This window comes from Pseudomonas sp. EA_65y_Pfl1_P113 (genome assembly GCF_963970525.1).
In the GTDB taxonomy this organism is placed as follows: domain Bacteria; phylum Pseudomonadota; class Gammaproteobacteria; order Pseudomonadales; family Pseudomonadaceae; genus Aquipseudomonas; species Aquipseudomonas tritici.
On sequence record NZ_CAXAQM010000272.1, the window covers coordinates 1 to 574 of the forward strand.

Here is a 574-nt window from a genome sequence, read left to right on the forward strand (position 1 = left end):
CCGAAGCCAGTGACGGCGTGGGATCGGCGGAGGAAGAATTTCGCACGATCTCCAAATATCTATAGTGTTTACATGATGGCGCGCAGACCATGGTTGACAGCGACACGCAAAGGCGCATTATTTGCGGCATCGCGATCGCGATCATCGCCAGTGTCACCATATTGCCGGCAATCGCCGACAGGATGCTGACATCCTTCACCGCGCCGAACGGTGCCGCCACCATCGACGACCGTTGCCGCGCCCAGGCGTAGAAATAGGCCTCGCCCGAATAATTGAGCACGTCGTTGGCGATGCGCTTCTTGGTCAATGCCACGTAACCGGCCGCCGGGATCCCCCACAATTTGCGGAAGATGATGAAGTCGCCCGTCACCGGAGAAAGGTAGAAGAGTCCGAAGAACAGATAGAAAAGCGGGCTGCTCGGCAGCGCCGAGACCAGACTGTCGACGCCCAGCGCATGGAGCTTCAAGCCGAGCCACACGATCATTACGAGCGTGACCGCTGCGCCCAGATAGGAGGGCCAGCGTCGCGCCAGCGGTGCCATCGGCTCAAGGCCGGCGAGATCGGGCGTTCCGGG

Annotated in this window: 1 protein-coding gene; it reads right to left on the bottom strand. The window is 60.6% G+C overall.

Annotation, left to right across the window (positions count from 1 at the left end):
• A partial coding sequence (locus AACY52_RS29545) for a hypothetical protein (RefSeq protein WP_339561258.1) occupies positions 1-574 on the bottom strand: 574 nt, incomplete at both ends.